The organism is Coprothermobacter platensis DSM 11748 (assembly GCF_000378005.1).
GTDB lineage: Bacteria > Coprothermobacterota > Coprothermobacteria > Coprothermobacterales > Coprothermobacteraceae > Coprothermobacter > Coprothermobacter platensis.
The window spans coordinates 1,170,903-1,195,645 of record NZ_KB899040.1; the positions used below are offsets into that span (position 1 = coordinate 1,170,903).

27 protein-coding genes are annotated in these 24,743 nt (G+C 41.7%); 23 read left to right on the plus strand and 4 right to left on the minus strand.

Annotated elements, in window-relative coordinates; all coding sequences use genetic code 11:
- The first annotated feature begins 88 nt into the window (after positions 1-88).
- The 7 genes from D890_RS0106305 (at position 89) to D890_RS07650 (ending at position 7,256) form a co-directional block, all read left to right on the plus strand.
- The gene (locus D890_RS0106305; RefSeq protein ID WP_018963671.1) at positions 89-631 is read left to right on the plus strand and encodes an ECF transporter S component; all 543 of its coding nucleotides are present in this window, start codon (positions 89-91) and stop codon (positions 629-631) included.
- A gap of 9 nt (positions 632-640) precedes the next feature.
- Positions 641-1,240, plus strand: a complete 600-nt coding sequence (locus D890_RS0106310; protein ID WP_018963672.1) for a class I SAM-dependent methyltransferase — start codon at positions 641-643, stop codon at positions 1,238-1,240.
- A 258-nt stretch (positions 1,241-1,498) separates the two neighbouring features.
- Positions 1,499-3,169, plus strand: a complete 1,671-nt coding sequence (locus D890_RS0106315; protein WP_018963673.1) for a 2-oxoacid:acceptor oxidoreductase subunit alpha — start codon at positions 1,499-1,501, stop codon at positions 3,167-3,169.
- Between the two features lie 2 nt (positions 3,170-3,171).
- Entirely contained in the window at positions 3,172-4,020 is an 849-nt protein-coding gene (locus tag D890_RS0106320; RefSeq protein WP_018963674.1) for a thiamine pyrophosphate-dependent enzyme, read from the plus strand.
- A 63-nt stretch (positions 4,021-4,083) separates the two neighbouring features.
- Positions 4,084-5,163: a M24 family metallopeptidase gene (locus D890_RS0106325; RefSeq protein ID WP_018963675.1), complete on the plus strand. Its 1,080-nt coding sequence runs from the start codon at positions 4,084-4,086 to the stop codon at positions 5,161-5,163.
- Positions 5,164-5,214: 51 nt separating this feature from the next.
- Positions 5,215-6,540, plus strand: coding sequence for a M20/M25/M40 family metallo-hydrolase (locus D890_RS0106330; RefSeq protein ID WP_018963676.1), 1,326 nt, complete (start codon positions 5,215-5,217; stop codon positions 6,538-6,540).
- Positions 6,541-6,614: 74 nt separating this feature from the next.
- Complete coding sequence (locus D890_RS07650) at positions 6,615-7,256, plus strand: Holliday junction resolvase-like protein (RefSeq protein ID WP_156802692.1); 642 nt, start codon at positions 6,615-6,617, stop codon at positions 7,254-7,256.
- Here the strand turns inward: D890_RS07650 and D890_RS0106340 are convergent.
- On the minus strand, positions 7,246-8,142 hold the full coding sequence (locus D890_RS0106340) for a GerMN domain-containing protein (protein ID WP_018963678.1): 897 nt from the start codon (positions 8,140-8,142) through the stop codon (positions 7,246-7,248). The genes D890_RS07650 and D890_RS0106340 overlap by 11 nt on opposite strands.
- Positions 8,143-8,223: 81 nt before the next feature.
- Here D890_RS0106340 and D890_RS0106345 point away from each other — a divergent pair, with 81 nt between their 5' ends.
- Complete coding sequence (locus tag D890_RS0106345) at positions 8,224-9,618, plus strand: CRISPR-associated endonuclease Cas3'' (protein WP_083916943.1); 1,395 nt, start codon at positions 8,224-8,226, stop codon at positions 9,616-9,618.
- Positions 9,619-9,672: 54 nt separating this feature from the next.
- A complete protein-coding gene (locus D890_RS0106350) occupies positions 9,673-11,676 on the plus strand; it encodes a BglG family transcription antiterminator (RefSeq protein WP_018963680.1) in 2,004 nt (667 codons plus the stop codon).
- 22 nt (positions 11,677-11,698) lie between these two features.
- Here the strand turns inward: D890_RS0106350 and D890_RS0106355 are convergent, their stop codons facing one another.
- Entirely contained in the window at positions 11,699-12,526 is an 828-nt protein-coding gene (locus D890_RS0106355) for a Cof-type HAD-IIB family hydrolase (protein ID WP_018963681.1), read from the minus strand.
- 169 nt (positions 12,527-12,695) lie between these two features.
- Between D890_RS0106355 and D890_RS07655 the strand changes: the two genes are divergently transcribed.
- The 9 genes from D890_RS07655 (at position 12,696) to D890_RS0106400 (ending at position 19,653) form a co-directional block, all read left to right on the plus strand.
- On the plus strand, positions 12,696-13,196 hold the full coding sequence (locus tag D890_RS07655) for a PTS sugar transporter subunit IIA (RefSeq protein WP_018963682.1): 501 nt from the start codon (positions 12,696-12,698) through the stop codon (positions 13,194-13,196).
- A gap of 4 nt (positions 13,197-13,200) precedes the next feature.
- On the plus strand, positions 13,201-13,506 hold the full coding sequence (locus D890_RS0106365; protein ID WP_018963683.1) for a PTS sugar transporter subunit IIB: 306 nt from the start codon (positions 13,201-13,203) through the stop codon (positions 13,504-13,506).
- 25 nt (positions 13,507-13,531) lie between these two features.
- Positions 13,532-14,938, plus strand: a complete 1,407-nt coding sequence (locus D890_RS0106370) for a PTS transporter subunit IIC (protein WP_018963684.1) — start codon at positions 13,532-13,534, stop codon at positions 14,936-14,938.
- A gap of 93 nt (positions 14,939-15,031) precedes the next feature.
- Positions 15,032-15,988, plus strand: a complete 957-nt coding sequence (locus tag D890_RS0106375; RefSeq protein ID WP_018963685.1) for a phosphoglycerate dehydrogenase — start codon at positions 15,032-15,034, stop codon at positions 15,986-15,988.
- Positions 15,989-15,991: 3 nt separating this feature from the next.
- A complete protein-coding gene (locus tag D890_RS0106380; RefSeq protein ID WP_018963686.1) occupies positions 15,992-16,321 on the plus strand; it encodes a UxaA family hydrolase in 330 nt (109 codons plus the stop codon).
- The gene (locus D890_RS0106385; RefSeq protein WP_018963687.1) at positions 16,302-17,471 is read left to right on the plus strand and encodes a UxaA family hydrolase; all 1,170 of its coding nucleotides are present in this window, start codon (positions 16,302-16,304) and stop codon (positions 17,469-17,471) included. Before D890_RS0106380 ends, D890_RS0106385 begins: the two co-directional genes overlap by 20 nt.
- Before the next feature lie 34 nt (positions 17,472-17,505).
- On the plus strand, positions 17,506-18,654 hold the full coding sequence (dgoD, locus tag D890_RS0106390; protein WP_018963688.1) for a galactonate dehydratase: 1,149 nt from the start codon (positions 17,506-17,508) through the stop codon (positions 18,652-18,654).
- A gap of 52 nt (positions 18,655-18,706) precedes the next feature.
- Positions 18,707-19,357, plus strand: coding sequence for a bifunctional 4-hydroxy-2-oxoglutarate aldolase/2-dehydro-3-deoxy-phosphogluconate aldolase (locus D890_RS0106395; protein WP_018963689.1), 651 nt, complete (start codon positions 18,707-18,709; stop codon positions 19,355-19,357).
- A 29-nt stretch (positions 19,358-19,386) separates the two neighbouring features.
- The gene (locus tag D890_RS0106400) at positions 19,387-19,653 is read left to right on the plus strand and encodes an HPr family phosphocarrier protein (RefSeq protein ID WP_018963690.1); all 267 of its coding nucleotides are present in this window, start codon (positions 19,387-19,389) and stop codon (positions 19,651-19,653) included.
- A gap of 35 nt (positions 19,654-19,688) precedes the next feature.
- On the opposite strand, the gene D890_RS0106405 is transcribed toward D890_RS0106400, so the two are convergent.
- Complete coding sequence (locus D890_RS0106405; protein WP_018963691.1) at positions 19,689-20,285, minus strand: GNAT family N-acetyltransferase; 597 nt, start codon at positions 20,283-20,285, stop codon at positions 19,689-19,691.
- A gap of 109 nt (positions 20,286-20,394) precedes the next feature.
- On the opposite strand from D890_RS0106405, the gene radC reads away from it, so the two are divergent.
- From radC to D890_RS0106420, 3 genes are all read left to right on the plus strand, one after another.
- Entirely contained in the window at positions 20,395-21,102 is a 708-nt protein-coding gene (gene radC / locus D890_RS0106410) for a RadC family protein (protein ID WP_018963692.1), read from the plus strand.
- A 63-nt stretch (positions 21,103-21,165) separates the two neighbouring features.
- Positions 21,166-21,384 carry a hypothetical protein gene (locus D890_RS0106415; protein WP_245533158.1) on the plus strand — a complete coding sequence of 73 codons (219 nt, stop codon included), beginning with the start codon at positions 21,166-21,168 and terminating at the stop codon, positions 21,382-21,384.
- Entirely contained in the window at positions 21,381-22,553 is a 1,173-nt protein-coding gene (locus D890_RS0106420; protein WP_018963694.1) for a DNA polymerase Y family protein, read from the plus strand. The genes D890_RS0106415 and D890_RS0106420 overlap by 4 nt, the downstream gene beginning before the upstream one ends.
- 222 nt (positions 22,554-22,775) lie before the next feature.
- Here the strand turns inward: D890_RS0106420 and D890_RS07970 are convergent, their stop codons facing one another.
- A complete protein-coding gene (locus D890_RS07970) occupies positions 22,776-22,925 on the minus strand; it encodes a hypothetical protein (protein WP_018963696.1) in 150 nt (49 codons plus the stop codon).
- A 130-nt stretch (positions 22,926-23,055) separates the two neighbouring features.
- Between D890_RS07970 and D890_RS0106435 the strand changes: the two genes are divergently transcribed.
- Together D890_RS0106435 and D890_RS07660 are read left to right on the plus strand one after the other, a co-directional pair.
- Entirely contained in the window at positions 23,056-23,454 is a 399-nt protein-coding gene (locus D890_RS0106435; RefSeq protein ID WP_156802693.1) for a hypothetical protein, read from the plus strand.
- Between the two features lies 1 nt (position 23,455).
- Positions 23,456-24,616, plus strand: a complete 1,161-nt coding sequence (locus tag D890_RS07660; RefSeq protein ID WP_018963698.1) for a glycosyltransferase — start codon at positions 23,456-23,458, stop codon at positions 24,614-24,616.
- Positions 24,617-24,743: the final 127 nt, after the last annotated feature.

Genomic DNA, 24,743 nt, shown 5'->3' on the forward strand with positions numbered 1-24,743 from the left:
TTAGTTGTTTTAAATAGGGTTATTTTTGTGTGTAGTTTTTTGAGCTAAAATACCACCATAATGCTTTCGTTGAGAGGAGCCGTACTTTGTGAATGAACACATCAGGAATATAACGCTAACTGCACTGCTCATTGCGATAGGGATACTTTTACCGGTTGTATTCCATATGGTCTCTTTAGGCGGCCCCATGTTTTTACCTATGCACTTGCCTGTAATTATAGCTGGCTTTCTACTGCCTTGGCAGTTCGCAGCTTTGGTTGGAGCAGTTACGCCACTTCTAAGTTCTTTTTTAACAGGTATGCCACCTATGCCCGGAGCCCTTACTATGGTTGCGGAGTTAACGACGTATGCTATAGTCACATCTCTCTTGTACAGACATCTAAGAAAAGGCATATATGGTTCAATGATACTAGCCATGGTCTCTGGCAGGCTGGTTTCCATTATTGCTAACTGGGCATTATTAACACTCGTCCTCGGCCAGCCCTTTAAGATTACGTCATTTCTATATACCATGTTTGCAGTGGGTTTACCGGGCATCGTGTTCCAGTTAATCGTTATACCCCCGCTTGTAACACTTATTTTGCATGCGGAAGCACAACAAAAACAAAAATTCTCTACACAGAAAGGATGATTTTATATTATGGAACTTAGCGATAAAGAGTTTTTTAACAGCATTGCTTCTGAATGGGACAGTAGAACTCACCACGACCCCATAAAAGTGCAGGACGTTTTGAGCTACGTTCATGTAACAGAAGGTTCTTCAGTATTAGATGTGGGATGTGGAACAGGAGCACTAACCCCTTATTTACTGGAGTTGGTGTGTCCATCTGGACAAATCGTCGGTCTTGACTATTCAGAAAACATGCTTAAGATTGCTAAAACAAAATTTCCAAAGGAAACTTATCCTAATATAGATTTCATATTAGGTGATATCATGACTTTCAGCCCAACGCAGGAATTTGACTTCGTCATCTGCTATTCATCTTTTCCACACTTTCCTGATAAAGAAGGAAGCATAAGAAAGATGGCAAAACTCCTCAAAAAAGGCGGAAAACTGGCTATACTCCATTCAGAAAGCCGTGAGCATATAAACACGATGCACCGTAATATGGGAGAAAACATGGAAAACATTGAGCTTCCAGATTCGGATACTTTGACAGGATATATGGTTGCAGCCAATTTGAATGTGGAAACAATTATAGACAATGATGAGAAATATGCCATAGTTGCAGTTAAGTAACTAATAACTGATATAACGGCCTCTTATATAAAGAAATCTAAATGTTGCAGTATATAGTATGAAGCTTTTAGCGACAAGTTGATTGGTTGTGCTGATGTGCAAGGAGAAAGTTCGGGAAAAACTACATGGCGAAAGAAACCATCGGAGCATGCAGAGTTCAAGGACTTAAACTACTGCTTTATAAAAATTCATGCTTTGTATTTTACTAAAGCGTTATAATAGATTTAACCATTTTAAAAATGAATTGGGGGCGACATTGTGGAAAAAGAGTTATTTACTTTTATAGCTGGAGGCACGGCTGGAGCAGGTATCAGAAAAGCCGGAGCTGTAGCTGGCTATATATTTACGCAAATGGGAAGACGCGTATTTGAGATGGAGGACTACCAGAGCCTTATTAAAGGTGGGCACAATTTTGCCGTAGTTTCCTCAGCTACTTATCCTATACAAAGCCATTATATGAAAGCAGATCTTGTTGTTGCCACAGACAAACGAAGCTACGATATGCATAAGGATCATTTGACCAGTGGTGGCATCATGGTCTATAACAGTGATGCTATGAAAGATCAGCAAATTCCAAATGGAGTCGGTGTTGCTTTTACCACTATTTCGCGCAAATACACGAATTCCGAATTAAGGCTTGGCGTTGGAGCCATTGCTGCATTGGCAGCGGCAATAGGCATGTCAAAAGATGAACTTACAGAGGTCATAAAGAGCCAGTATCGTGATGCAGAGAACAATGTTAACTTTGCTATGGAAATATACGATGCGGTGGCACCACAGCTTTATGCCAAATTTGCCTTAAAGAAAAGTGATGCAAAGCATCTGCCCATGATAAGCGGAAGCGAAGCCATATCCATGGGTGCTGTAGCAGGTGGATTGGATTTCTTCTTTGCTTACCCGATGACGCCAGCATCCCCTTTACTGCACTACTTAGCTGGACATGCTAAAGATTTCAACATTGGGGTTATGCATCCGGAAAGTGAAATTGCTGCTATAAACATGGCTATCGGTGCTGCTTCCATGGGCCTTAAGACTATGGTGTCTTCCAGTGGCGGTGGAATGGCTCTTATGGAAGAGGCATTTTCTCTTTCAGGTATGGCAGAAGTACCTGTGTTGGCTATTCTTGGCTCAAGGCCAGGCCCATCCACGGGAGTGCCTACATATACCGAGCAAGGAGATCTCCGCTTTGCGCTTAATCAAGGACATGGCGAGTTTCCTCGCATAGTAGCTTCCCCTTACAGCATGGAAGAAGCATTTTATCTGGCTGCCGAGATGCTGAACATGGTACAGCAGTTCCAAACTGTAGGCACACTGCTAACAGAAAAACACCTCATAGAAAGTCGTATGAATGTAGACATAGATGTTGAAAAAACGCAATGGGCTCAACCTGTAATGTATACAGGCGGCGACGAAAAATATCTCAGATACAAATTAACAGAAGACGGTATATCACCGCTGATGTTCCCACCTTCAGAACAAGTAGTGAAATTCACAAGCTATGAACACGATGAATATGGACTTTCCACAGAAAGCCCAGAGATGATAGCGAAAATGCACGAAAAGAGAGCCCGTAAGGAAGAAGCACTTATAGAAAAACTTAAACAGATGCACACAGTGAACGTGTTTGGCGAAACAGGACCACTCATTTTTACATATGGATCAACCACTATGTCTGTTTTGGAAGCTCTCCGTTGTGGAAACATACAGGCAAGGGTAGTACAGCCTATTTATCTTGAGCCCTTCCCTGTTTGGGAATTCGAGCAGTTCAAAGAAGAAAGCCCCATCGTTGTAGAACAGAGTGTTATGGGCACGTTTGAAACACTGATAAAGGATAAAACAAACATAAAGGCAAAAGCATCCATTAGAAAATATGATGGTAGGCCTTTCGATCCAGAAGAACTTGCTCAGAGCATAAAGGAGGTGCTGTAAACATGGCTGACGATTTAACCACATATGAAGAGAATACATGGTGCCCCGGATGCGGGAATTTTGGAATTTTCAATGCTTTTAAGAATGCTGTGAAGAGACTGGAGATGGAAGACGGCATAAGCAGACAAAACATACTCATAACAGCAGGAATTGGTTGCCATGCCAAAATATTTGACTACCTCGACTTATCTGGCTTTTACTCCCTGCATGGAAGAGAAATCGCCACTGCTCAGGGTATGAAGCTTGCCAATCCACAGGCAACCATAGTAGCTTTTGCTGGTGACGGTGATGCTTTCGGCGAAGGAATAGAACACCTCATATTTGCCGCAAAAAGAAACGCGGATATGACAGTGATCATACATGATAATGGCGTTTATGGTTTAACCACGGGTCAGTTTACCCCTACTTCACCAGAAGGTTTTAAAGGACCTTCCACACCATTTGGAAGCCCAGAAGAGCCTATCAATCCACTTAAACTAATGCTGGTTACTGGCGCAACTTTTGTAGCACGCGGCTTTTCAGGAAGACTAAAAGAACTTACCGATGTCTTCGTACAAGCCATGAAGCATAAAGGTTTCTCTTTTGTGGACGTGCTCCAGCCATGCGTGTCATTCAATGACACTTACAAACTATATAACAGCAAAGTGGAGCTACTTTCTCAGCCTGCGGCAAACGTGGATGAAGCAATGAGATTAACCGAGCAAACAGAAAAGCTACCCATAGGCGTTTTTTATCAGGCAGAGGCGCCTGTCTACCATGAAAACCTATTGGGCAATTGGAACCCCACCGTTCAGCGCGCTACCAGGCAGCAGCGTTTACAATCTATAAAATCACTTTTAGAAAAAGCATAATATGAAAAGGTTCTTACCTCCGCCAAAGAAAGCATAAAATCTTTGGTAAGGAGGTAAGAACCCATGAATGAAAAACGTCTCCACAAAGTACTACAGAAAATGTCGGAAAATGGCCTTGGGCAAATGATTATATCAGACCCAATGACCATTTTTTACCTTACCGGAAAGTTTATCGACCCCGGGGAACGCATGTTAGTGCTGCTTTTAAAAGTGAATAATCGCCCAATGCTTTTCGTAAATGAGATGTTCGCTGTAAAAGACGATTTTGGCGCCGATGTGGTGAGCTATGGTGATTCGGAAGACCCTATAGCCATACTATCACCTCACGTAGATAATGAAGTGCTCTTAGGTGTAGACAAAGTCTGGCCTGCACGCTTCCTAATAAGGCTTATGCACCAAGTAAAGGTTAAAGATTTTGTGGATATTTCCCCCATTGTTGACAGCATAAGAGCACGCAAAGACGAAGAGGAACGCGAGCTTATGAGAGTGGCGTCCCGCATAAATGACCAAGCCATGGAGAAAATCATCGCTAAGCTTCCTAATCGCTACAGTGAAAAAAAGATGGCTCAAATTCTATTGGAAACATACCAAGAACTGGGGGCCGAGGGCTTTTCTTTCGAACCTATCATCGCATATGGTGCCAATGGAGCAGACCCACATCATGAGACAGACGCAACTTCCATCCTCAATGAAGGCGACAGTATCATAATCGATATTGGGTGCCGCAAAGATTTTTACTGCTCTGACATGACAAGAACGGTTTTTTACAAGAAAGCAGATGAACTCCAAAGAAAGGTTTATAACATCGTTCTTGAAGCAAACATGAAAGCCATAGAAACGGTGAAACCAGGCGTACGTTTTTGTGACATAGACGCAACCGCCCGCAACCACATATCTAAATTCGGTTTTGGTCAATATTTCACCCACCGCACAGGACACAGTATCGGCTTAGACGTTCACGAAACAGGAGATGTCTCTTCAGCAAATACCGAACCCGTTGATGAAGGGATGATCTTCTCCATAGAACCTGGCATATACTTCCCAGGAAAGTTTGGCGTGCGCATTGAAGATTTGGTCTTAGTAACTTCAGATGGTTGCGAGGTATTAAATCACTATCCTAAAGATTTGCAAATTATAGGGTAGCCAAGCAGATACATCCGCAAAGACGAGCTACAGAAAAGGAGGTGCGTCACTTTGGATGTGGTGGATTTACTTTCAACACTGGTATCTTTCCCCACCGTGAATGACCCTGGTAAGGGTTTACTGCCAACAAAGGAGTGCCCACAATTCATAGCAAATACGCTTTCCTCGTGGGGCATAGAAAACGAGATTATTGAGCATGATGGTGCATATGCAGTTTGTGCATCAATCGGTACAGGCAAGCCAAAAGTCATGGCTATGGCACATTTTGACGTAGTGCCCGTGAGCGTGGAAGAATGGTCTTATGAACCGTTTAAGTTGACCATTGAAGGCGATAAAGCTTATGGCCGGGGATCAGTGGATGATAAAGAAAACGTTGCTTCACTCATGCTTGCTTTAAAAGCACTAAAAGACAAATCACTTAATGGAAAAGTCATATGCGCTTTCACAGGTGACGAAGAAACAGGCGGACGCATGGCATCTTTCATAGCTGATAAAATGCAAGAAGAGAACAGCTTACCTTCTTTCTTAATCAATGCAGACGGTACTGGCATGGTTCCAATTGTCAGACGAAGGAAGGGATTTGGTGTAAACATAAGCCTGCCCGCTAAAACGGTTGCCGTTAAAGGCGCTGTTAAAGAAAAGACTTTCGAAATCCGTACGCCCATTGTAGAAACACGGCATGCTGCATATTTCTTGCCTGGTGTAGATACACATCCGCTTATTGCCGCATCGCAGTTTCTCAGGGAAACTGATTTTCAAGCAATACAACTTAGCGGCGCTTTTTTAAAATCCAACGTTGTGCCGGGAAAGGTCGTTCTTACATACGTGGATGAAACAGTCGGTTCAGAAAGTGATGTTAACGTGGATGAAAACCTAACTGCCCTTCTGAAGGCCGTTGTTCCACTAATCAAGGCGCCTATAAAACCTGACAGATACAGCGATTTTGGTGTTTCCATAACACCGAACATGTACAGTTTCGAGCAAGAAAGACATGTACTTTATATCGACATAAGGGCTATGAGCAACGGCAACAGTGACATAGAAAAAACCATTAGCGAAGTGATTTCTTATAACCTACCTGAAGCCGAAGTGAGCTTTGGTAACAAAGATAAGGCAGGATTTTTGTTCACCGACCCAAAAGAACCGTTTGTAAAAACCGTCTTAAACGTCATAACGCAACATGGAGAAAAAGCAAAAGCTGTAGAAGGTGCTGGAGCGGCAGACAGCCGGTATTTCACACCGCTGGGTGTAAAAGCTATCGATTTCGGTCCCAAAGGTGGAAACGTACATGGACCTAACGAGTATGTGGAAATACCTTCGTTGAAAATGCTTCCTCAGGTTTACACAGAAATTTTAGAGAACTTATTAGCTTTATAGTGCTAAATGAAGAGAGTCAGCTAATCAAACATGAGACATGATGGCTGACTCTCTTGTGCATTAAAATACTGTGTATGATGTGGTTTTTTATAGGCCTGTCTATGGGTTTACTCTTGCTGCTTTTTCTCAAGCTTTCTTACCAAAGAGATTTAGAGCGCACAAAGAGAGAATTGCAAGAAGAATACCAAGCTACCATAAGGGAAAGTCAGTTACGTGCGGAAACATTTTGGAAGGCGCAGTTCGAAGACTGGAAGAGTCGAGAAATAGAAACAATCAGATTAAGCACAGAACAGCAGTACAAGGCACTTTTTGAACAGTGGAAGCTTGCCGAAGAAGATGGCATCCGGCAGGATGCTGCAAAGAGAAGCAAATCGGTCATGCTTGGACAAATAACGGAGCATTTAGTTCCTTTCCTGCCCAACTTTAGCTATAATCCCAAAGATGCCAGATTTTTGGGAACACCTGTCGATCTCATTGTTTTCGATGGGCTGAGCGATGGCGATTTAAAACAAGTTGTCTTCATAGAAGTAAAAAGCGGAACTTCCAAACAACTCACTGAGCGAGAAAAACAAGTCAGGGATGTCATCTTTGAACGGCGTGTTTCGTGGGAACTCTTCTACCAACCTGCAGAACTATTAACTACGGAAAAAGGTTTACTTGACCATCCTTATGATGACCAAGTAAACCCCATGGACAGCGAAGAATCTACGGAATAATAGCCTTTTCGTTTCTTGTTATTTCGCTAGGCAAACCAAAGTGACCCCAGTATGACTCTATAGCGTAACCGTCTATTTCTCCTTTGGTTTTGCCTTCTATGCTAAGCTTCACTGTTTTTATGTCAGGAAACTCGGTTAGCGTATTTCCTATGGCGTAAATACTCATCGCTTCGCCACCTGCGGATACTGGGCAGTACTTATATGCTTCTGTAATAGCTTCCTTGCTTAAATCCACATACGCAGTGCCATTCTCCACATTGAAACCCAAAATACGTGTTGTTGGCGGAAGCGGCATACCCATACTTAAATCAGTTGGACCTTGAATCAACGCTTCCAACGCTCTTAAGGGTTTGTTTTCGTCAACTACATAATGGTTCTCTGCCTTTACTCCCCAGTCTGGGTCAGCCACGATATAATAAACCTTTACCTGTGTGAGTGCCAGCGGAATAGAACGACTTTGATTGTACTCTTTGACTAAACCTATAAACTTATCTGTTTTATCTCCCAAAGCGCTGGTAATAATTTCGACAGCAGATGCTGTTGTACTCTTTAATTGAGAAGAAATAGCATTGTCAGCTAAACCTTGTTGAGTCAATGCCACTCTTTCAGAGAACTCAGATTTTATGGCAAGTTGTACAACTTCCTTTTGCGTGGCAGTGAGTTCCAAGTCTCCTGAAATGCTGTTCAAGTAAATAGAGTCAAGATTTGAAAGGTAACCGGGTTTCACACCGGAACTGGAAAAACTCCCACCATAGCGCGAATACAAGAAACCCGCTCCAAAACCAATGACGATCAAAAGTACTACTATGAGTATCCAACGCGCAGCGCTACCTCTGGCATTTCTTGTGCTTCTGCTATTTCTAACGCTTCTATTGTTATTCGACATGGTGGTGCACCTCCGGATCTATAAGAAACAATAAAAAAGAATAGACGTTTTTGCCGCAAATTCTTACAGTAAAATATTAACATGAACTTAATTGAATACTATGGCCTTAAAGACGTCTACCTAAATGTCATTCCCAAGCTTAACATGGACAAAGACCCCCTAACGCTTTGGAGCCATTCCGTGGATGTAGCTCGGCGTTTTGCTGAACTTTCAGATAAACTTTGGCGTCCACCCATTGGTCCTGAAGCCCATCTCATTTTGCGCTATGGTATAGAGATGATGCAAAGTTTGGTCTATCTCCATGATGTAGGTAAAGTTGATGCACAGTTCCAGGAAGAACTAAAAACAGGTTCGCTAACATCCAGACACACTATTTTGGGGTTAAACTTAGTCGTCGAAGCTGCAGAAAAACTTGCTCAAAACTATCCTAAAGAACTCCGGCCTACGCTAATCTATTTGACTTCACTGGCAACCACATTACATCATGTGCCCCTTATGAAGACTACACTTAGCAATCCTAAAGAACACCCTGATGCCAGCCTACTCCCTTATCATTTGCAAGCGATTTGGGAACAGGACATAAGAAATACGATTACACATTTGAAACAGTATAGGAAAGAACTTACCATTAGCGGTTGGGAGCTCCACTGGGTCTTTAGTTACCTTAGCGGTTTAGTCGCCTTAGCTGATGAAAGTTCCAGTGCTCATTATCCCATTACGCTTTCTCACACGTTTTTTGTTGATTACAAAGTTCCTGATGAACCTTGCAGCTCGGAAGTAGGCATATATGCCCCTCAACTTTGGGCAAGTCAGTTAAAAGAAGGCATCATTACTCCATCCACGAGTGAAGCATTCCGTTTAATGCAGCCGCGTATTTACACAAGCTTCTACGATATACTGCCGTTCATACTGGGCCTGGGTAAATATAACATAAGAATGTTGAGCCTTCTGGGAAGTACTGTTTATACCCCAAGAAAAGACTGGGCAGAGCTCTTTTCGGATTTATTTAGGTGCCGTGTTGTCCTTACGCAGCAGCCTAAAGGTTCAATAAACATAATCAGAACAGACAACTATGAAGGCAAACCCCCATACTATATGCAGTCCGTTAATGATAACGCTTTCGAATTAGATGAGTGGAACGTTGTCACACAAGACTACAACGATTTGGTACCATTTTTTGATTGGCTATCACTGGTCAAAAAAGTTTGGAGCCACTTGGGCGAATATGCTCTCATAAATGTCGGTTTAGCAAACACAAAGCAACATTTTATAAAGGCTGATGCCATAGAAACCAGTGATGACTTAGTACAAGTGAGAAGAAGATTGCCTAATGATATTAGCAATTGGCCCAAAGTTCCACGTGAAACACTGGTTCACAAACTGGCAAGTACGCCAGTTCCCCTTTTAGAAGCCGTTAAGGGAACCATTATAGGTGAATCACATGTACTGCTTAAACAACCAAATCGTGTTTTATAAGCGATAAAAAAGAACCTACAAATAAGAGCAGTTGCTATATAATATCGCTGAATCATGAAAGAAACACGCGAAATGACACGCCTTTTCAAAGAACGACATGTAAGAGAATGCTTATACCTTATTGATCTTGAAGAACCTTTATCCATAGCGGAAATAAGCAAAGCACTAAACATAAAAAGCAGGACATTAAAAAGTGACCTTAAGGAACTTGTTCCTTTCCTTGCCTCCAACGGCCTGACACTGGTAAGCAAGAGAGGTAAAGGCATTTATGTTGTAGCCAAGGACAAACAAACCAAGAAAGACATTAAGAAAAAACTGGAAAGTACGTTAAGCGAAGTTAGCCCAGACAGGGAAACACGTTGCAAAGAAATGTTATTGGATTGCCTTTTGCAAAATAAGATTCCCACATTGGAAGACTGGTGCTTCACATTTACGGTGTCGCGTCCCACAGTACTTAAAGACTTACGCATAGTAAAAGACTGGCTTAAAGATAAAGGCTTAAACTTGGTAGGCAAACCTGGAAGCGGTTATGTTTTGGAAGGCAAAGAAAAGGAATTCTGCATAAGAGATGCTTTATCAAGTTTGCTTGCTGATGAACTCCACAGCGACAGCCATGTGGAAGAAGGAATCGGGCAAAACGGTAATAAAAGGAATTTGCTAAAGGATGTGGATTTAGAAGGTGTGGAAAAATTCATTGAAAACGTTGAAAAAACCATGCAAACAACAATTGCCGATAGTGATTACGAGTTACTTCGTCTTAGAACGGCAATAAGCATAAAACGCATTAAAGAAGAAAACATTGTGGAAATGGACCAAGAAACTTTTGAAGAAATCGCTCAAAGTCCAACATATAACATAATTGCTGGCCAATGCGGTTTTTTAGAGAATTATTATGATATTGTTTTGCCACCAGAAGAAATTGCTTATTTAACTTTGCTCTTTCTAACAGCAAAACCTCAAAACCCGGCACAAACAAAACCAGACCAGAAAAGCGAACAGTATTTTGAACTGGCAAAGACTGTGGCACAGATATCTCAAGATGTACTGGGTATACCTCTTGCATATGATACAGAGCTCATCGACATGCTTGCAGCTCACTTGGAAACAACTATTAGCCGCATCAAATACGGTTTCGATATAGAAAACCCGTTGGCTGCTGAAGTCAAAGATGAATACCCTCTTTATTTTAGCGTCGCAAAAGTAATAGCTACTCTCCTTACCAATAAACTGGGTATCCGCATAATGGAAGATGAGGTAGCTTACATTGCAATGTACATCGCAACGGCTGCTGAAAAAGCAAAAACGAAGAATGCACAAAAAAAACGTGTGGCAGTATTTTGTCCGTTGGGCATTGGCATGTCTAACTTCATTTACTGGAAACTTGCAAATGAACTGCCTGAGGTTGAAGTAGTCCAAGTAGGGTCATATAAAGAACTTTCATCGGGTAAACTTGAACCAGATATAAACTTGATTGTTTCGACTATACCATTACCTAATACATGTGTACCGAGTGTAGTTGTGTCTCACCTGCTTAACACAGAAGAAATAAAGAAAATAAAAGAGAAGCTCAACTTAATGGATGCGTCTTGGCATAGTTTACTGCACCTGTTCGATGAGCGTTTAATACTTCTTAATGTTGAAACTAAGGATCGTACAGAAGCTCTTTCGCTCCTTGCTTCAAGAATGGTTCAATACGACTATACAAAACCGCAGTTCGTTGATGCCATCATAAAGAGAGAGGAAATGTTCCCCACCGCCATCAATGCACCAATACCTTTTGCTCTACCACATGTGGAATATGATTACACCATAAAAGAAGGATTTGGGTTAGCTTTCCTGAGCAGTCCTGTTTTATTCAAAGAAATGGGAAATCCAGATCATGAGATGCCCGTCAAAATCATACTCATGCCCGCACTTCTTTCTGATGGCAAATTAGGTAAAATTCTGAGCCAGCTTTTAGAGCTCATGAAAGATACAAAATTCATCCGCAAGCTATTAGCAGCCAAATCAGCTTCTGAAATAAGAAGCCTTCTTATTAAAGAACTCAGTCAGTTATAGAAAGTTATCATTTATCTACAGGCTAAGGATGTTCCTTAAGAACAAGTTCGTTTATTGCCCATGCAACGCCAGCTTGATTATTCGTTTTTGTCACTAATCGGGCTATCCGTTTGGCTTCCCTGACAGCATTTTCCATGGCTACAGGATAGCCTACCTTGCTCATTATGTCCACATCATTATAGGCATCCCCAATATACATAACTTCATCAGGTGTAACATGGAAATAATCGCATAGAAAACTCAAAGACTGTTCTTTTCCTACATTAGGTCCATAAACTTCATAGAAAGGTCCAGCTTCTTTGAGCAAAGACTTAACTACACTGGCTTCCTTATAAAGATTGTCCACAGCGTCAAGCACATCAAGAACTTTCTCTTCAGGACCGAAAAAAGCTACTTCCACTACATCCTGTGGGAGTACCTGAAGTACGTCTGGGACCCTATTTACCCTATAGCCATTTCGTTTCAAATAAACCTCGTAAGGACCTACGTAGTCCTTGTCCACAAGCATATCATTTTCCTTAATAAAGTCTGATGACACAAAATAAAACAGATTTCTTTTTCGGCTTTCCTTTACCAAATGGGACGCAATCGACTGGCTTAAATAAACTTGCCTGATAATTTCCTCCGAAAGTGGCTTGTAAATAAAAGCACCATTTTGTAGCACCACCGGTACATCTAAACCTAAACCTTGGATGACTGGCTTCGCATAACTAAAGTGCCTGCCAGTAACCAATGTAACATGAACACCCCGGTCCAAAGCCTGCTTAATTGCTTGCTTGTTCTCTTCAAGCAAGACTTTGTCATCGGTGACTAACGTACCATCAATGTCTGTCAATATGAGCTTTACCATTGCCGTTTGCCCAAATCAATTGTAACATCTGAGAACATTGTTGAATGCCCATTTTCTTTCCCATTACATCACTTAGTAAACGAAATGTACTTACTTTACATAGACATCGACAGGTATGTTAATTGACTTATAAATCAACGTGAAAAACAATGTAATCAAGGAGGTTTATATGGACGTTAAAGAAATCATAAAACCAGATTTGATCTTCAAACAGATGGACTTTAACACACCAGAGGAGGTGATTAGCTTTTTAGCAGAGAAACTTACATCCAATGAGTTGGTAAAGTCGGAATTTCGACCTGCCGTATTGGAACGTGAAAAAACATTTCCTACTGCACTGTTCACAGGCTCCATAAACGTCGCCATACCCCACACAGATGTGAAATATGTAAACAAACCCGCAATTGCCATAGCGACCTTAAAACATCCCATTTCATGGAGAAGAATGGATAAACCAGAGGATGACATTCCAGTATCCATGGTATTCATGCTAGCCATAGTAGACCCGAACGAATATGTCCTGTTCCTTTCAAAATTGACTACTCTATTCGGCAAACCCGATGTTTTAGCAGATTTGTACAATGCCAACTCCAATGCGGACATGGCAAACATTCTCTTAGCCAATTTGTGTGGCGAAGAAAAGCAAGAAAACAAGAATAAGGAGGATTGATTCCATGGCGACTGACAACAAAACACTGCGCATACTGGCCGTATGTGCTGACGGTGCAGCCACATCCACAGTTGTGGCTGTTAGGCTAAGGGAATATTTCGGAAACAAAGGCGTAAAAGTAGAAGTCGTTCAAGGTCGCGTAGTCGATGCGAAACGTTCCGTGGAAAGTGGGAAATTCGATCTTGTAGTTTCTACAGCAGGTTCCAACTTAGGCATTACCAATGTTCCCGTACTTAACGGTATCCCCTTACTAACGGGTATCGGTAAAGACCAATTTTTCGCTGAGGTCGAAAAAGTTCTTAAAAAATAGAACCAACTAAAGGGAGGCGGGTAGCATGTTTAACGTTGTTATTAAAGCTTTTGGAGCGGCAGTTTTACTGCCACTCATCATTTTGGTGTTTGAACTACTCTTACGTGTGAATTTCTCCAAAGCTTTGAGATCTGCGCTTTACATTGGTATTGGACTGAACACGTTAACATCCATTCTCAATCCCTATTTTATGGGATTAATTGGAAAAGCTGTTTCAGACATGATTACAGGTAGCGGTGTAAATCTACCTTATGTTGACACAGGATGGTCATTGTTAGCATCTTTGGCTTACTCCACTCTCATAGGCGCTCTTATTATCCCAATAGGCATAGTAGTTAACTTAGTAATGGTTTTTCTTCACTGGACAGATACTCTGGACTTAGATTTGTGGAACTTCTGGCACTGGGCATTTGTAGGAAGCCTTGTCTACTACGCAACAAATAATCTGGTTTATGGACTGCTAAGTGCTATCGCCATTGAAATGTTTCTTCTCATTCTTGGTGATGCCACAGCGCCAACCATGCAAAAGTTTTTCAACTTACCTGGCCTTGCTTGGCCACATGCCAGCGGACAAGGCGGGACACTTATTGCTCTACCTGTAAAATGGATTTGCGATAAGATCGGCTTGAGCAAAATAAAGTTAAATTCTCAAACCATACGGGACCGCTTGGGTCTGCTTGGCGACGCTTCGGTCATAGGCTTCATCATAGCTGTCATAATTGGGCTCATAGCCTGGAGTAGCAAACTTGGCGATTTACAAGTTTGGGGTAGTTTATTTGCACTCGGTATCGGAACTGCTGCATATATCTTCATGTATCCAAAAGCAACAGCCGCCTTAATGGAAGGATTTGAGCCACTTACTAGCAGAGTCAGTGAAATGCTGTCCAAGTCCGGTTCTCAAAGAGGGCTCAACTTTGGTATGGACTCCGCACTTTGCATTGGACATCCAGACGTTATAACCACTGGGTTACTGGTCATGCTTACCACAGTCCCGCTCATGTTTTTACTGCCTGGCAATAGGATTCTAATTCTCGGTGATATCGGTGTAACCCCATTCTTCTTAGCTTCAGCCGTAACGGCAATCATGGGCGGAAACATCATCACATCTTACATTGCCACAACCATATCTATGATCATTACCCTCTATTTCAGTAGCGCCGTATCTGTGAATTTCGCTTCTTTGCTTACATCCATAGGTATCGCTCTTCCTGATACAGGTTCTGCCGTTGTTGGTGCTGATACAAGGCCCTTGCATGGTTTGTTCTGGATGTTAGGCAAGTGGACTATCGGAGGCATACCCGTTGGAATCATACTTACCTTTGTGGTTATCTTTGCCATGCTTTTCTTCTTCCACCGCAATAAGACTGGTTGGTACAAAGCTTTCGGTTATGAAGAAGAAAAGGAAGAAACTGTAGCAGAAGCAAATTCATAAATAGCTTTTGCCCGTGATCCCACATCTGAGTTTTTCCACCTTACTTGGATGTGGGATCACCCACCCGATGAAAAAGAAAGGAGCTGATTATAAATGGCAAAATGGAAAGTTGTTGCCACAGCTGTTACCTTCGGTCGAATCAACAAAGAACCGCTTGAACGCCTTCAAAAGGCTGGTTGCGAAGTACTCTTAAACCCTTATGGAAGGCCTTTGACAGAGGATGAAATGATTAAGCTTGCATCGGACGCTGATGCCATTATCGTTGGTAACGATAAAGTTACAAGACACATCATGGAGAATTGCAAAAATCTCAAGTTAATTGCTAAACATGGTGTTGGAACAGATGGGATTGACATTAACGCGGCAAAAACACTGGGAATTACTGTGACGAATGCCCCAGCAACCAACAATGAGGAAGTGGCAGACCTCACTTTCGGGCTCATGATTGCTCTTGCAAGAGGTATATGCAAGGCAAACACGGACACAAAAAATGGAAAGTGGATTAAACCGACTGGAGTAAGCCTTTACCAAAAAACCATTGGTATTGTAGGCGTTGGAGCCATTGGAAGGGCTGTATCAAAGAGAGCCACTGGTTTTAGCATGAACATACTTGGCTATGACACAATGGAAAACGAAGAGGCAAAGCGGTTAGGTTTGAAGTTTGTACCATTAGATACACTTTTGCAGCAATCAGATTTTATAACATTGCATTTACCTTTGACTAACGACACGCGCAATTTACTGAACAAAGATAGGTTCCAGCAGATTAAAAAAGGTGCCATACTGATAAACACAGCACGCAGTCAATTATTAGATATGGATGCTTTGTATAAAGCACTTACCGATGGAACGCTAAGGGGATATGGGACAGATGTTTACGATTTTGAACCTCCTGAGCATCTACCATTCTTTGATCTGGAAAATGTAATTCTCACGCCGCATATTGGTGGAACAACGCTGGAGTCCAATTTGCGTATGGGAAACACCGCCGTAGATAACGTGTTAGCTGTGTTAAATGGGCAAATTCCCCCCAACGTGGTTGAAGGATGAGAAATGTCAGATATTCAACGCTCAAACAGCTCTCAATGTAAGCAAGCATTATTATTGCACCCTAAGGATGATGTCGCTGTGGCTTTATGCGCTTTGAAGAGCGGAGAAAACGTTCAAATAACCCTTGATAGGAATGTTGTTGATGTTGTCACTGCACAAGATGATATAGACATCTACCACAAAATTGCTATACATGATGTTAGTCAAGGAGCAGATGTTCATAAGTATGGAGAAGTTATCGGCGTAGCGTCTCAACCTATAAAAAGAGGGCAATGGGTTCATATCCATAATGTGGAAAGTAAGGTATGGACAAATGCAAATAAAAGCATTTAGAAGACCTGATGGAACCTACGGAATAAGAAACAAGATTCTTATATTACCATCAGTAGGATGTGCAAATGAGACAGCCCGTTCAATAGCAGAACAAGTTGATGGAGCCATTTATGTGCCTAACCCTAAAGGTTGCGGCCAAGTGGGCAAAAGTTTGGAGATAACCCGTAGAACGCTCTTGGGTTTTGCCTCAAATCCTAATATCTATGGCACCATCGTTGTTGGTTTGGGTTGTGAAACGGTCCAACCTCAAGCATTGTTTGAAGAAATTAAGAACCATTCTTTGAAACCCACTGAATTACTCATCATACAGGACGAAGGCGGAACTGTACGCACTGTGGAAAAAGGAATTAGACTCGCATCTGCTATGGCTCAAGAAATGTCCAAACAGCAGCGTGAACCAGCAGACATTTCTTGTTTATTGCTTGCCACCAACTGCGGTGGCTCAGACGCTACTTCAGGCATTAGCGCAAACGCCGCATTAGGTTACTGCAGCGACTTAATCGTTAAAGAAGGTGGCAGCGTCATCCTCGGTGAAACTACAGAGTTTATCGGTGCTGAGCACATCTTATCTCGCAGGGCAAAAGATGATAACGTGCGCAAAAACCTTCTGCACATCGTTCACTCATTAGAAAAAGAGTTCATAGAAAAAGGCATCGATCTTCGTGGGGCAAACCCGTCACCAGGAAACATAAGAGGTGGGTTAAGCACTCTATCTGAGAAATCACTTGGTTCCATCGTTAAAGGAGGTACGTCAGCAGTTAATGAAGTCGTCAAATACGCTGAGAAGCCTTCCCAGAAAGGCCTCATAATCATGGACACGCCAGGGTACGATATTGAATCTGTTACGGCCATGGCTGCAGGCGGAGCACAGTTATGTGTATTTACTACGGGGCGAGGAACGCCCATAGGAAACGCACTCATTCCTGTCATTAAGGTAACAGGAAATCCTCGTACGTTTGAGAACATGAGGGACAACATGGATGTAGATGCATCTTCCATAATACGTGGCACACAAACCATTGCAGAATGTGGCGATCAACTTTTTAACGAAATAATTGATGTTTGCAACGGCAAGCTTACAAAAGCGGAAACATATAACTTTTCTGAAAGCGCTATTTACAGGCCACAAGAGCCATGGTGTTCCTGGTAAAGATGAAATTTACTTAAAGGAGGTACTTAAAAACGTGAAAATAACATCCATCGATGTGTACAAGGTCAAACCACGCTGGATATTCATAAAAGTGGGAACAGATGAAGGTATCTACGGGTGGGGAGAACTCATATCAGGGACAAAAACAGAAACCGTGGTAGCCGGCGTTAAGGAAATGGGCGAAACCATTATAGGCAAAAATCCCATGCAAATTGAAGATATTTGGCAAACATTGTACCGCTCGTTCTTTAGGGGTGGACCTATCAATATGACCATTCTATCGGGCATTGAAATGGCACTCTGGGACATCAAAGGAAAATATTTCAACATACCTGTGTACGAATTTTTGGGAGGCCGCAGTAGAGATAGAATAATGGTTTATTCATGGATAGGCGGAGACAGACCTGGCCAAACTGTGGCTGACGAAGCCCTGGATAGAAAAAACAAAGGTTTCAAAGCCATAAAGATGAATGCCACTTCGGAAATGCATTATGTGGATTCCTTCAAGAAAGTGGATGAAGTTCTTAAAAGAGTAGATTCCATACGTAGTGCTGTAGGTTATGATTTGGAAATTGGTATAGATTTTCACGGCCGAGTACATAAACCCATGGCAAAAGTCCTTGCGAAAGAACTTGAGAAATACAGACCCATGTTCATAGAAGAGCCTGTCTTGCCGGAAAATGACGATGCATTGATAGAGATCGCTTCTCACACATCTATACCCATTGCTACAGGCGAAAGGCTTTATACGCGTTGGGGTTTCAAAGACGTTTTTAGAAGCGGTTTAGTAGATATCATCCAACCGGATGTAGCCATGACAGGCGGCATTTTGGAAACAAAGAAGATTGCAGCCATGGCAGAAGCTTTCGATATCGCTGTGGCGCCTCATGCACCTTATGGACCCATAGCATTGGCTGCTACATTACAAGTAGACAGCTGCACTCCCAATGTGTTTATTCAAGAACAAAGCTTAGGCATCCATTACAACATGGGATTCGATTTGCTCGACTTTGTAAAGAACAAGGAAATCTTCAGTTACAAAGATGGCTTTGTGGATATCCCGCAAAAACCAGGTTTGGGTATAGAAATCGATGAAGATTTAGTCAAGTCCGTTGCTGAAGAAGGCTTACATTGGACCAATCCTAAATGGCGCAATTATGACGGCACAATTGCGGAATGGTAGACCGTACAAAGTCAGTCTGTAAATAACTTTAGTTAAATAAGGAGGAACAAAAATGAGAGATTATGAAGTGTTAAATAAAATAAAGGAACTTGGAGTATGCGCCATTGTTAGAGGTACTTCTTCTGAATCATTGTTCCGAATAGCCGATGCACTCATTGAAGGCGGAGTCGGTGCCATTGAAGTTACCTTTGATACACCCGGAGCACCGAAAATGGTGGAAGACCTCGCGAAAAAATATTCCAGCAGTATCCTCATCGGTGCAGGTACAGTACTTGACCCTGAAACAGCCAGAATAGCTATCTTATCCGGTGCACGCTTCATATTGGCTCCTTCCCTGAATATCGGCATGGTCCGCATGTGCCAGCGCTACAGCGTACTTCCAGTACCTGGTATTCTGACCCCCACAGAAGCAGTCACAGCACGTGAAAATGGTGCGCAGTTAGTCAAGGTGTTTCCAGCAGGTGTGATGGGTCCAAACTATATTAAGCAAATTAAGAGCCCCCTACCCCAACTTGAAATGATGGCTGTGGGAGCAATAAATACAGAGAATTTTGCCGACTTCATAAAAGCAGGTGCTTGCTCCGCTGGAATAGGAAGCGACCTTGTTAACAAGAAGCTTGTTGAAGAAGGCAATTTCCAAGAAATCACGAAGAGAGCAAAAACCTTTACAAGCATATTCCAAGAACTGAAGAAATCTGCTTAGTAACTATTCTTAAGGCGGTGAGAACGAATATGTTGACTAAAAAGTTTGTTGTAGAAAACGAAGTTGGGCTTCACGCTCGCCCGGCTTCACTTTTTGTTGAAACAGCAAACAAATTCAAATCGAGTGTGTTCGTAAAAAAAGATGGAACAGTGGTAAATGCCAAAAGCATTCTCGGCATACTATCGCTGGGAGCTGAAAAAGGCGCAGAGTTAGAAGTAGCTGTAGATGGCGAAGACGAAGAAGCCGCCTTGAAAGCTATACAGCAGCTGATGCAGACCAAATTCGGCGAAGAATAGCAAAAGAGGAGGGTTCCATCAGGGGGCCCTCCTCTTTATTTCCCTATTTGTTTTCTCATGCGATGAAAATGAAGGGTAATGTTAGACATCAGATTAATATCGTAAGTTCGTTGAATTTCATAACCATAGTGAAGGTAAATACGAATAGCTCGCTCGTTTTCCGCTTCAACGTCAAGGCACATAAAATAAGCCCCCTGTTTCAAGGCTTCATTTTCTATGTAGTTCATTAGCATACTGGCAATCCCACGTCCTTGCATGATGGGATAAACGGATAAAAAAGCAATGTAGTACTCATCCTTTGTGATTCTGCTAACGACTGAATCTAACCTAAGCAGTGCCGGTAGTATATTGAAAAACCTAAGTTTTAACATTTTTAGCATTAAATAACCAGTATGCAGTTGTTCTCTTTGTTTTTCCATATAACTATATCCAACCACCATGCCTAAAATGCTTTCATCTTCGACGAAACACGTATGTGAGTAACTAAAGAGATTGTTATTCTGGCAATATAGATATTGCATTAAATCGCGAACATTGTTTTCCCCGAATAAGTTACAGAAAAAAGGAGCAGCTAAAAGAACCAAATTTGAAAAGTCTTCTTTGCCGGCCTTAATCCCCTTCTGTAGTTCCATACCCTTTAGCCTCCGCCTCCATATAAATGATATAACGCCCTTGCCACACTGTATAATGGAGACATGCCAGTTTTCCGCATACATATAACAATGGTGAGGTTTATGTACTGTGAGTGATCCAATCTATAAAATTCCTATAAAAGAATGGATTGTGTCAGAACGCCCCAGAGAGCTTTTGCTTACAAAAGGTCCTCAATACCTTTCTGATGCCAAGTTGCTGGCAATTATCCTTAGAACAGGCACAAGAGAGGAAACGGCAGAAGATTTAGCCTTGCGATTACTGAATACCTTTGGTGGTCTTACTGGCCTTTATAAGGCGGGTACAGAACAGCTTTTGGAGGTAAAAGGTGTCGGCATGGCAAAAGCTGCTCAGATAAAAGCAGCGCTTGAAATAGGCAAACGATTGCTCCAAGATGAAACAGCGGAAGAAATAAAAATAGGTAGCCCAGAAGATGCGGTGCAATATGCCGCTCAGTATTTCTTACCCATGCTTATGAATGAGAACAAGGAACATTTTTGGGTACTCTTGTTAGATAGAAAAAATCATCCCATAAAGCACGTTGAACTTAGCGTTGGTACTTCCATACAAACTACAGTGGATCCAAAAGAAATTGTAAGGGAAATAAGTCTAACATCTGCCCAAGCCATTATTGTCATACATAACCATCCCAGCGGAGATCCAAGCCCCAGCAAAGAAGATATTTCAGCCACAAAATTATTAAAACAAGCTTGCGAGCTTGTAGGAGCTCAACTCCTTGACCACGTCATTATTGGAAAAAACAGACATCTAAGCTTAGCCAGAGAAAAGTTAATTTAAGAATTTTTCCTAAGTGCTAATGCTGTCTATATATGGTATACATTTGTGTGCTATACTATGGGCATGACGGTCATAGTGCTTTATCATGGCGCAGAGTTCAAACCGTTAGCTTTTAGAAACGGACAAAGCTGGCTAAAAGTTAAAATTTTGCAGCAAAAGTGGCAGCAGCCGCAAGGTAACCGTCAACTTTACCATTTTGTTGTTTCCACAGAAGAAGATCAAATTTGGGAACTTATTTATATGTCTCCAGATGGCTATTGGAAAGGATGGTGTTTACCATGAAATGGGTTATGCACGTAGATATGGATGCTTTTTTCGCTAGCTGTGAACAAGCCATAAACCCAAAACTCAAAGGTAAGCCCATAGGTGTTATGGCAGACCCTTATGGAAGAGGTAAAAAACGTTCTGTCATTGCCGCTGCATCTTATGAAGCAAAGAGAATGGGCGTAAAAGCTGGAATGCCGCCCAAAGACGCTTTTAACCTATGCCCTGACCTTTTATTGGTACAAGCCCACCCATCCTTCTATGGTTATGTTCACCAAACTATGCTTAAGCTTGCCAAGCATATTTCTTCTGAAGTAGAGAATTACAGTATTGATGAATTTTTTATGACATATTATGGAAATGACCCAGACAAATTAGGGCAAACCATAAGAGCTTATGTAAAAAAGCAGTTCGGTATAACATGTTCTGTGGGTATAGCTCCCGGAAAATTGTTAGCTAAGATGGCAACTGAAGAAGGTAAACCCGACGGGCTTACATGGTGGCAGCCTCAATTCATCCCTGGCGTCTATAAATACCTCCCTGTGTCCGCCATACCAGGCATAGGGCCACGCAGGGAAGCGTTACTCAATAAGAATGGAATCTATACTTTGGAAGACTTGGCTTTAACCCCAAAGTCAGTCATTAAAAACCTTATGGGCATACTCGGAGAGTATTATCAAAAAATTGCACAAGGCATTGATGAAACCCCACTTATTACGCAAGAGCCTCCACTAAAAAGTATTACACGCAGTGTTACGCTGGACGCAAGCACACTCAGTCCATTGGTAGTAGAAGCGGTAGGGAGACTTCTTTGTGATTCACTAAGCAAAGGATTAGAAGAAATTGATTCTCGAGCGAAAGAATTGTTCATATTTTTACGCTATGATGACATGACTGCTGATTCCGTTGGCATGAAGTTAGAACTTTATACAAATAATCCAGACACCATTTTCCAAAACTTTAAACTGCTCAACAAAAAATTAAGGCCATATCAGCAAGGAATAAGATTGGTAGGTGTTGGCATGACAGATATAAGGCAGCATTACACACCAAGCCTTTTTTGCAAAGACGATCCAAACCCTTTAAAAACCACTTTGGAGCATATACGCCAACGTTATGGTTACGACAGCATTATCCCCGCTAACTTGCTTTTTGCAGAACCTTATACAACTTTGATTGCAGAGTAGTCATTTACTGTTGCAACATTAATACCCTGAAATTCCCGTAAGATATCAACTGAGTCCAGGACCTGCACTCATTGCTGAATCTAACTCACCCACAGGCTCTTCGACATACTCGGCGCGGTCTACAGCTTCCTCAGGGCCGCTCGTTATTTTGATTTTTGCCAAAGAGCTCTTCGCTTACTCTTTTAGCCTCACGCCATTTTCTACAAATATTAATAGCTGAAATCAATGCTTTTCAGAACATGATAAAGAATTCCCATCCAAAGCGCATAAAGCTTGTAAACCATAGCCATTCATAGCAAATAAGTTCACCAGAAAACGCCCAATTGCTCCTGCCACCAGCCACGCCATCTTCTTGATATCTTTAACTTTCACTCTTTATCTATCCATCCAGTTATTTTCATCACTTATACTCGCATTTCATTATCTTCCTCAAAAGGAGTGCTTAACTAAAGCTTAATTAACAGGTGTTTGAAAGTATTCGCTTATAGTGTATAAAAATAAAGTGAGAAAATTAAATATAAAATCAAACAAAATAACTAAGGGCAGTCAGGTCAATTCTTTTGTTGGTATTTTTTTGACTTCCATCGCATGGACAATTATATTAAGCATAGTAACTTGGGCAATAGCAGCTTTAGGATGGTTTGCAATTGGGGTGATATGGAAGCGCCAACTCTTCTTGCCACAAAACATAAAAGATACAGCTATAGCACTTATCTTATTAGGGCTATGGCTCTTGGTCATATTTACCTTTTTCGCTCTTTGGAAAAGGTACAACTACAACAAGTACTATCTGCACAACAAACGAAGCGTAGAGCCACTAATAGATACACCAGAACCATTAAAGTGGAAAGAACTTAATATAGATCCAGGCTCAGAAAGCTCAAAAACGCGAGGGGGATAAAATGTTTGCAAACTATTGGAAAATCTTCAGTTATTATATATATCTGTTTCCACTACTAATGAGTGTGGTGTATGCCATTGGAGGTGTCTATTTCTGGCAGCGCAAAGAAAAAGCGAGTAAATTAACACAGGAGGTTAACCTCACAGAGGAATTCCCTCACGTAGTTGTCCTTATACCAGTTCATAACGAAGAGGAAACACTCGATGAGACTATAAGTAATATCACTGACTTAGACTACCCTTCCTATGATGTTCTGATAATTGATGATAATTCCACAGATGCATCTCTTCAAGTCATCAAAAAATATCTTAACAGTAAAAAGAACCTTCATTTGATCCATTTAACGAGGAACGTTGGGAAAGCTGCAGCATTAAATGTGGCACTGGAACATATAGATAACATTCCTATAAGTGTCGTAATCGACGCAGATACCACACTTTCAAAAGATGCTTTAAAGCAGCTGGTTAAACCATTTTATAAACAATCACGTTTAGGAGCAGTAACTGGGAATCCTGTGGTAAAAAACCGAAAAAATATTCTAGAGAAAATCCAGACAGCTGAATTCGCCTCAATTATTGGCCTTATGAAGAGATCCCAACGTGCTATGGGAAGGGTTCTGACAGTTTCTGGTTGCGCCACAGCTTATAGAACAGATATTCTAAAGAAAGTCGGAGGTTTCTCCAGTAAAACTGCTACTGAAGACATCGACGTTACCTGGAAACTACAAAAGCAACATTACGAAGTATGGTTTGAACCACAGGCACTGGCCTACATAGAAGTACCTTCCTCTTTCGGCTCTTATTGGAAACAACGTCAGCGGTGGGCTTTGGGCGGATGGCACCTCTTAAGAACCCATAAAGACATATTTGCCCATTGGGAACAACGAAGATTATGGCCCATTTATATTGAGTTTGTTCTTAGTTACATCTGGGCTTTGTTGTTCGTGGTCGGAACTATTACGTGGGGTGTGACCTATGTTTTACTGGATTCCCCCTTGGGGTTAAATCCTATACCTGCATGGACTGGCGCTGTACTCATATTCGCATGTTTATTTCAATTTTCAACTGCCCTATTGGTCAACAGTAGATATGATAGAAATTTGTGGCATGATTTCTTTTATGTCCCCTGGTATCCACTATTCTTTTACATCATCAATGCTTAAGCCATCGTATGGACCGCACCAAAAGGGATCTTTGGAAGTCTGGAAAACGTTGGCAAATGGAAAAGTCCCGCAAGAAGAATGGTAGATTCAGCCTAAAATAGCTAGTCAAGAAAATAAAGATCGAGAC

What these genes read in the sequence shown, in the direction of transcription:
- D890_RS0106310 (WP_018963672.1), top strand. Translation starts at nt 641, where the DNA reads ATGGAACTTAGCGATAAAGAGTTTTTTAACAGCATTGCTTCTGAATGG.
- D890_RS0106420 (WP_018963694.1), top strand. Translation starts at nt 21,381, where the DNA reads ATGAAATGGGTTATGCACGTAGATATGGATGCTTTTTTCGCTAGCTGT.
- D890_RS0106340 (WP_018963678.1), bottom strand. Translation starts at nt 8,142, where the DNA reads ATGTCGAATAACAATAGAAGCGTTAGAAATAGCAGAAGCACAAGAAAT.
- D890_RS0106355 (WP_018963681.1), bottom strand. Translation starts at nt 12,526, where the DNA reads ATGGTAAAGCTCATATTGACAGACATTGATGGTACGTTAGTCACCGAT.
- D890_RS0106405 (WP_018963691.1), bottom strand. Translation starts at nt 20,285, where the DNA reads ATGGAACTACAGAAGGGGATTAAGGCCGGCAAAGAAGACTTTTCAAAT.
- D890_RS0106350 (WP_018963680.1), top strand. Translation starts at nt 9,673, where the DNA reads ATGAAAGAAACACGCGAAATGACACGCCTTTTCAAAGAACGACATGTA.
- D890_RS0106375 (WP_018963685.1), top strand. Translation starts at nt 15,032, where the DNA reads ATGGCAAAATGGAAAGTTGTTGCCACAGCTGTTACCTTCGGTCGAATC.
- D890_RS0106385 (WP_018963687.1), top strand. Translation starts at nt 16,302, where the DNA reads ATGCAAATAAAAGCATTTAGAAGACCTGATGGAACCTACGGAATAAGA.
- D890_RS0106400 (WP_018963690.1), top strand. Translation starts at nt 19,387, where the DNA reads ATGTTGACTAAAAAGTTTGTTGTAGAAAACGAAGTTGGGCTTCACGCT.
- D890_RS0106365 (WP_018963683.1), top strand. Translation starts at nt 13,201, where the DNA reads ATGGCGACTGACAACAAAACACTGCGCATACTGGCCGTATGTGCTGAC.
- D890_RS0106380 (WP_018963686.1), top strand. Translation starts at nt 15,992, where the DNA reads ATGTCAGATATTCAACGCTCAAACAGCTCTCAATGTAAGCAAGCATTA.
- D890_RS07655 (WP_018963682.1), top strand. Translation starts at nt 12,696, where the DNA reads ATGGACGTTAAAGAAATCATAAAACCAGATTTGATCTTCAAACAGATG.
- D890_RS0106370 (WP_018963684.1), top strand. Translation starts at nt 13,532, where the DNA reads ATGTTTAACGTTGTTATTAAAGCTTTTGGAGCGGCAGTTTTACTGCCA.
- D890_RS0106325 (WP_018963675.1), top strand. Translation starts at nt 4,084, where the DNA reads ATGAATGAAAAACGTCTCCACAAAGTACTACAGAAAATGTCGGAAAAT.
- D890_RS0106320 (WP_018963674.1), top strand. Translation starts at nt 3,172, where the DNA reads ATGGCTGACGATTTAACCACATATGAAGAGAATACATGGTGCCCCGGA.
- D890_RS0106415 (WP_245533158.1), top strand. Translation starts at nt 21,166, where the DNA reads ATGACGGTCATAGTGCTTTATCATGGCGCAGAGTTCAAACCGTTAGCT.
- D890_RS07660 (WP_018963698.1), top strand. Translation starts at nt 23,456, where the DNA reads ATGTTTGCAAACTATTGGAAAATCTTCAGTTATTATATATATCTGTTT.
- D890_RS07650 (WP_156802692.1), top strand. Translation starts at nt 6,615, where the DNA reads ATGATGTGGTTTTTTATAGGCCTGTCTATGGGTTTACTCTTGCTGCTT.
- D890_RS0106395 (WP_018963689.1), top strand. Translation starts at nt 18,707, where the DNA reads ATGAGAGATTATGAAGTGTTAAATAAAATAAAGGAACTTGGAGTATGC.
- D890_RS0106345 (WP_083916943.1), top strand. Translation starts at nt 8,224, where the DNA reads ATGAACTTAATTGAATACTATGGCCTTAAAGACGTCTACCTAAATGTC.